Origin of the sequence: Lentilactobacillus parafarraginis DSM 18390 = JCM 14109 (assembly GCF_001435895.1) — a bacterium.
GTDB lineage: Bacteria > Bacillota > Bacilli > Lactobacillales > Lactobacillaceae > Lentilactobacillus > Lentilactobacillus parafarraginis.
Window position 1 is genome coordinate 1 of sequence record NZ_AZFZ01000095.1, and the last position, 5,883, is coordinate 5,883.

General features: G+C 37.4%; 6 protein-coding genes. 1 reads left to right on the plus strand and 5 read right to left on the minus strand.

What is annotated here, in order from left to right; translation table 11 throughout:
- Positions 1 to 245 precede the first annotated feature (245 nt).
- The 5 genes from FD47_RS13390 to FD47_RS13410 form a co-directional block, all read right to left on the minus strand.
- Positions 246 to 1,253 carry a hypothetical protein gene (locus tag FD47_RS13390; protein ID WP_054736470.1) on the minus strand — a complete coding sequence of 336 codons (1,008 nt, stop codon included), beginning with the start codon at positions 1,251 to 1,253 and terminating at the stop codon, positions 246 to 248.
- Positions 1,254 to 1,635: 382 nt separating this feature from the next.
- Positions 1,636 to 1,980 (minus strand): type II toxin-antitoxin system RelE/ParE family toxin, encoded by a 345-nt coding sequence (locus tag FD47_RS13395; protein WP_054736468.1) that lies wholly within the window; start codon positions 1,978 to 1,980, stop codon positions 1,636 to 1,638.
- Complete coding sequence (locus FD47_RS13400; RefSeq protein ID WP_054736466.1) at positions 1,977 to 2,243, minus strand: type II toxin-antitoxin system prevent-host-death family antitoxin; 267 nt, start codon at positions 2,241 to 2,243, stop codon at positions 1,977 to 1,979. The genes FD47_RS13395 and FD47_RS13400 overlap by 4 nt, the downstream gene beginning before the upstream one ends.
- A 535-nt stretch (positions 2,244 to 2,778) precedes the next feature.
- Positions 2,779 to 3,297, minus strand: coding sequence for a hypothetical protein (locus FD47_RS13405; protein ID WP_056980797.1), 519 nt, complete (start codon positions 3,295 to 3,297; stop codon positions 2,779 to 2,781).
- Between the two features lie 67 nt (positions 3,298 to 3,364).
- Positions 3,365 to 4,837: a DHA2 family efflux MFS transporter permease subunit gene (locus FD47_RS13410; protein WP_054736463.1), complete on the minus strand. Its 1,473-nt coding sequence runs from the start codon at positions 4,835 to 4,837 to the stop codon at positions 3,365 to 3,367.
- Positions 4,838 to 4,959: 122 nt separating this feature from the next.
- Between FD47_RS13410 and FD47_RS13415 the strand changes: the two genes are divergently transcribed.
- On the plus strand, positions 4,960 to 5,565 hold the full coding sequence (locus FD47_RS13415; RefSeq protein WP_054736461.1) for a TetR/AcrR family transcriptional regulator: 606 nt from the start codon (positions 4,960 to 4,962) through the stop codon (positions 5,563 to 5,565).
- The last annotated feature ends 318 nt before the right edge of the window (positions 5,566 to 5,883 follow it).

Sequence of the window (5,883 nt, forward strand, 5' to 3'; positions counted from 1 at the left end):
AATGTGTCAACTTGACAGGGTACAGTACCTAGCTTGGTGCATTATACTGACCAGGCTTATAAAGTTAAAAGGATTGAAGATGCCCTTAATTCAATAGATGATCCACGATATCAATTCATCTTACACGATTACATTATGAATAAGCAATACAGTCGTGTGGAAGCCAGTAAAAAGCTCGGTGTATCAGTAAGAGGGTTTAATAAAATTAAGAATAAAGCGATTCTTTCATTGACTATTTAAAATGATTAAGGTGTGTATTTAATTTTTTCGGTTCTTAGATTTCCATCTGATTCTTTAAAATCAGAAATTGTAAGACAATCAACTTCATTATATTTTTTGATTTTTGCCCACCACGGTTGAGTATTGTCAGGTGTTAATAATTTTATAGCACAGGGGAAAGTGTTTGTGCCACCAAATTCAGTTACTAACAACCTATACTCATGCTGATCAGAATATTGATCATCCTTCTCGCCTAAACATATTTTTAAGTATTTGTTCATTTCATTTGTTGTTACTTCACCAGTTTGTAAGTGATCAAAAAAATGTTCTTTATCTTCAAATCTTATTTTTCCCGGATTATAAACGATTTTATTCGCTGTCAATGTTACATCTGTTTTTTTGTTTTCCTCTTCTAATAATCCTTTCCTCTTTAAATAAGCTAACATATCTTTGTTAAAATGGCGAGGGAAACCACCCTTACTTATATTAGAACAAAAAGAAAGCGCTAAATTCAAATCTTCCCTTTTTAGGTCCTCACAAAATTTGAATGAATTCATAGTTGGAAATAATTGCACCCCGTCCTCACCAATTAAGGGCTTTTTAATATCTCTATTGATAAATTCAACTGTATTATGAGCCATACGATCTAAAGTATTTAGCATGTTATATTTGGGCTGCAAGTTAAATATTACCGCATCTCTTTTAGTACCTAAGTTGTTACTTTCTTTGATACAGTTAGCCACACATTTTTTTATTTTTCCATTTTCGTCAAAATCGCTGTCATAAAGTATTGTAAAACAGCTAATGTACGATTGACACATCCCTGAGTAATGCTTGATAATGTCCTTATATGAAATCTTTTCTCCATTCATTAAGTAAGCATATCCCTCATCAGGATCATTAATTTTATCATTAGGCTTCTGAGATGAGTTTAAAAAAGTACTCACTTTTGAAAGATAAAAGATTTTGTTGTTAGCTAATTCATTAGTGTCTGGTGTAAATTTTATTAATCCAACTTCAGTATTCTGAACCATGATTTAACCCTTCTTTCGTTATTGATTCTACTACTAAGTAGAATTAGTACAAAAAAACTGTTAACCAAAAAGATTAACAGTTGCTGCCCCGCCAGTACGATTAATTATGTGCGGCATTCTTGCGGCACTATTATTCAAGATAAGTGAAAATGTGAATACGAGAGTTGGCAAGAACGCTGTTATATCAACCGTTTATTAATCTATTTGAATGTATGAAACCTACCATTTAGTCCTCGGGGGACGCATAGGTGAATTGAATCGAGTTTGGTAAGGAAAGTCGCTGAGAAATTGGCGGCTTTTTGTGTTGGGTGTGATGATAGTATGAAAATAGCCCCCGACATTTGTCGACGGCCTTGGTGTAACTGTTTAAGAACTTAGAGCGTTATTTTGGCTTATAGTTAACTAAATACTTCATCATTCGAATAACAACATCTTGGCGATTGTCAAAAATACGAAGAATATTAATGACTGATTCAGCGTCATTAACGTCATACAAGATCGTGTTCTTCGGAGTTCTAAGATAATAGAATCCGGTCAAACCCGTATTTGTTCCGAGCGTTTCGATAGGTTTGCCGACCTTTGTAAAGCTTCGTAAGTTTTCAAGTTGATCAAATAGTCCTGATAGCACCTTATCACTGATAGACCTGTCGAATTTATCATCTAAATAAGCTGCTAATAACTGGATATCATCTCTTGCATCATCGAAGAGGTTTAGCGTATAAGTCATCGGTTCATGATTTCCTTTTTAACATCCTCTAATGAATGCAAATTACCCTTGCGAGCGTGATCAACAATTTGGACTAATTCGTTGGCAATTTGAGTTCGTTCGTATTTTTCGTACTCGGAAATATCAATAATGGCATACTTGCCATAGCCGTTTTTGGTAAGAATGACAGGATTTTCAGGGGTTACTTCGTCTAAAAGCTTATTATAGGAGCGCAATTCAGAAATTGGTTTGATATTGTTAATTCCGGAATTTGGTAATTTCATTTGGCTCACCTCTTGGAAAAAGTATACGATGTTTGCTGCAAATTTACAACAATTTCTCATTTGGTTATATCCAAGTGTTGACCTCAATAAATCAAGGGACGCTTAGGTGAATTTAATCGAGTTTGATAAAGAAGGTCGCTGAGAGATTGGTGGCTTTTTGCTATGAGTGGATATGGTGTTTGTAACAAAAAGCCCCCGATTTATTGAGGGTATTGGCCATCATTGTTTAGGAGTCTTATATCGCTATTTTTGACTTATCGTTAATCAAGTATTTTATCATCCGAATAACAACATCCTGACGATTTTCAAAGATACGAAGTATATTAATAATCGATTTGGCGCCATAAATGCCATACAGAATTGGGTTCTTTGGAGTCCTAAGATTATCTCCAAATTCAAAACCAATCGAATTAAAATGAGCTGTTTCTTCGAATCCTTCCCGTTATCTTCGAGGACACAGCTCATTTTTGTTTCGATTAGGATCATACTAACGATTACAGATTCTGAAAAGAACTCACCAATTATTAAATAGCATTCAAGACAGGTTCTTAGGCAGCACTTTCAAATGCCACCACATATTAACCGATTGGCCAATTAACAACCCCTTAACAATTGCCGAAATGATTGCATAGGTTAATGTATATGACCAAGTCTCATAACTTTCAGGGTTTACCCAACCATGGAAATTAATCAGCAGCATCACGATGACATTCATAATCATTAAACTAATGGCGTATTTGCCGCCAATCATTTTGATTTGATTTTCTCGCCAGAAAAAAGATTGGTATTTGTAGGCCAAGTGAGCACCAAAGAAACTGGCTAACACAATAATCACTAAGAAAATTGTTAAAGTGGCGGCCAAATGTCGAAAGCGGACGATTTTCTCAATACCAAATACAATAAATAGTATAGGAGTTAAATACAATTTAGCCCAATTAACCGGGGAGCTGCTGAGGTATCGTTTCGAAACAAAAATTGTAACCAGTGTAAGCCACAGGACAACGCCAAGGGCAATGTACCACCCATGCATGATTGTTAAGATATCGTTTTTCATGATCGAATCAACCTTCCTTCAGGCAAGGCTCTTGAATACTTCACGTAGTTTGGTAACCTGCATCTGCTTATTCTTTTGATTTCATTTTGTTAGAAAGTAGCAGGGTCGGCAGAATGATTAACAGTGCCGCCAGGGAAATCATTAAAAATCCTTGTTGAAATGCGTCAAGTCGAATAGCAACTAAATGTTGGTGGATAAAAGTAGCCAATTGCCTTGATGCCGGTTTGAGGCTACCAGTTTTTAATTGATGCTGAAAACTTTTAACGTGCGAAGCTGAAAAAGCAGTTACGACAGTTGTAACTAATGCTGAACCAAAGGCACTGCCGATATTTTGCAAGATCCGTGAACCGATTGTGGCGCTCGAAATTTGGTCAGTCCTCATTCCGGAATAAGAATCAGCCATCAATGGCGTCAAAATACCACCGGCCCCAATTCCACGAACCAGCAGAACAACGGCAATGATCCAGTACGGTGTGCTTTGAGTGATCCAGTAAAAAGGAATCGTACCCACAAAAGCAATAAACACACTGACAAGAACGACATACTTTGCACCAATTGAATCGGTCAATCGGCCGGTGAGTGGGCGGGAAATCAACATCCCCAATCCTTGGGGGATCAACGCCAGTGAGGCCATCAAGACACTCATATGACGCACGTTCTGGAAAAAGAGTGGCAACAATAACATGGCACCATTAAGAACAGTTCCAGCAATAAACAAGCCAATAATTGATCCATTGAAGGATCCATGTCTAAACAAATTAAGCGGGATAACTGCTTTTTCCCCGCGAATGGCGCCCCAAATAACGTAGATAATTAGTAGCGAAACGCCCGCTGCCAAAAAAGTGAGCGTTGATGAATTGCTAAAATTGGCCTTGTGGGCAGCTTTAACCATTCCATAAATGATACTGGTGCTGGATCCAATCAGAAGCAGTGTTCCGATAAGATCTAATTTTGCGGATCGATTTTGTGCAGGGTAATTAGGCATTTTCCAAATAATTAAACCAATTGACGTCAGCGTTACGGGAACGTTAATCCAAAAAATCCATTGCCAAGACAAAAATTTGATGATAATCCCGCCGATGACAGGCCCGATCAGAGGACCCAAGATCATGGGTAAACCGACCGTTGCCATCATTTGCCCCATAACAGCGGCTCCGGCAGTTTGAACCAAAAGGGTGGTTAGCAGTGGCATAATTAAACCACCAGCAAATCCTTGAACCAGGCGTGCCCCAATTAGAAATTGAATGTTTGGTGAAACTGCGGCTAAAATGGAACCGATGCCGAATAAAATTTCACTAAGCATAAAGACATGTTTACCATCAAATTTATTTAATAACCAACTTGAAAATGGAACAGCAATTCCAGTTGCCAATACATAACAGGTAATGGTCCATTGAACTGTTGTGACAGAACTATCAAAACTATTAACCAATTTATTAATCGCAATATTAATCATTGTCGAATCAAGTAATGGGGCCATTGCACCAAAGACAACAACCCAGGCGATGATGATTGTGGATTTTGGGATTTGTTTATTCATTACATTTTTCCTCCTGAATAAGAAACTATTAGTATCTTAAAACGATAATTGATATAATACACTATGAAGATAAAAAATGCAATAAGATACTCTAAGTATCTTATAAAAGGAGAGTCATTATTATGGTTCAAAAACGTCGTCGGGGTGCCGAACTGGAACAAGCGATTTATCAGGCAGCCTTACAGCTTCTGAAAACTAAGGGATTTTTAAATTTCAATTTCGCTGATGTTGCCGATTTGGCTAATACCAGCAAATCAGTTATTTATCGTCGATGGCAGACGCCATTCTCTCTGGCAATTGCCGCAATTCAGGACAAGATAACGACAGAAAATCACGGCCGAACGGATGATTTCACTTTGACAGGTCATTCGTTACGCGAAGATTTATTGCAGCTGCTTCAGCGATTCATTATTAGTATGCAAACATTTAAGGACTTCCGCATCACAGAACTGCTGGGGGAGGCAACTAAAGAAGAAAATACGACGATTCAACAATTAATGAGCGAAGGAAACGCGATCGATCTTAACGCTCTTGATCACATTCTTACACGGGCAAAAAAAAGAGGCGAAATCATAAAGACAGATTTGCCTGAGGAGATTGCATTGCTACCATTCGATTGGCTCAGATTTCAACTTTTTACTAATCAGCCGTTAACGGAGCGCAAATTGGAATTGTTAGTTGATGATGTTTTATTGCCAATTTATCAATCCAAAAGTAGGAGCGATTAACTTCACGAAACTCTGGTTCGCTCATATTAAGCGTTCTCTTTAATAAATACTTTTAGGCCATGTAACAATCAGAACACTACAAAATAGCTCTGAACAAACATCAGCTGTTCAGGGCTGCTGATGTTTGTTCAGAGCGTAGAAGATTGTCGGGGTAGGCTCTACCAGTCAATATAATAATTTTTGAGAGATCATCATAATGTCTGTCAATTCAGCTTACCATCAAAATATTTTTGAATTTGATGCAGATTTTCTACAAAATCATCTGTATGCTTGTCACCGAGAACATGTCTTAGAAACTGTTTGAGATCTAAATTGAGT

Coding starts and splice junctions, on each gene's coding strand:
- FD47_RS13390 (WP_054736470.1), bottom strand. CDS start 1,253: ATGGTTCAGAATACTGAAGTTGGATTAATAAAATTTACACCAGACACT.
- FD47_RS13395 (WP_054736468.1), bottom strand. CDS start 1,980: ATGACTTATACGCTAAACCTCTTCGATGATGCAAGAGATGATATCCAG.
- FD47_RS13400 (WP_054736466.1), bottom strand. CDS start 2,243: ATGAAATTACCAAATTCCGGAATTAACAATATCAAACCAATTTCTGAA.
- FD47_RS13405 (WP_056980797.1), bottom strand. CDS start 3,297: ATGAAAAACGATATCTTAACAATCATGCATGGGTGGTACATTGCCCTT.
- FD47_RS13410 (WP_054736463.1), bottom strand. CDS start 4,837: ATGAATAAACAAATCCCAAAATCCACAATCATCATCGCCTGGGTTGTT.
- FD47_RS13415 (WP_054736461.1), top strand. CDS start 4,960: ATGGTTCAAAAACGTCGTCGGGGTGCCGAACTGGAACAAGCGATTTAT.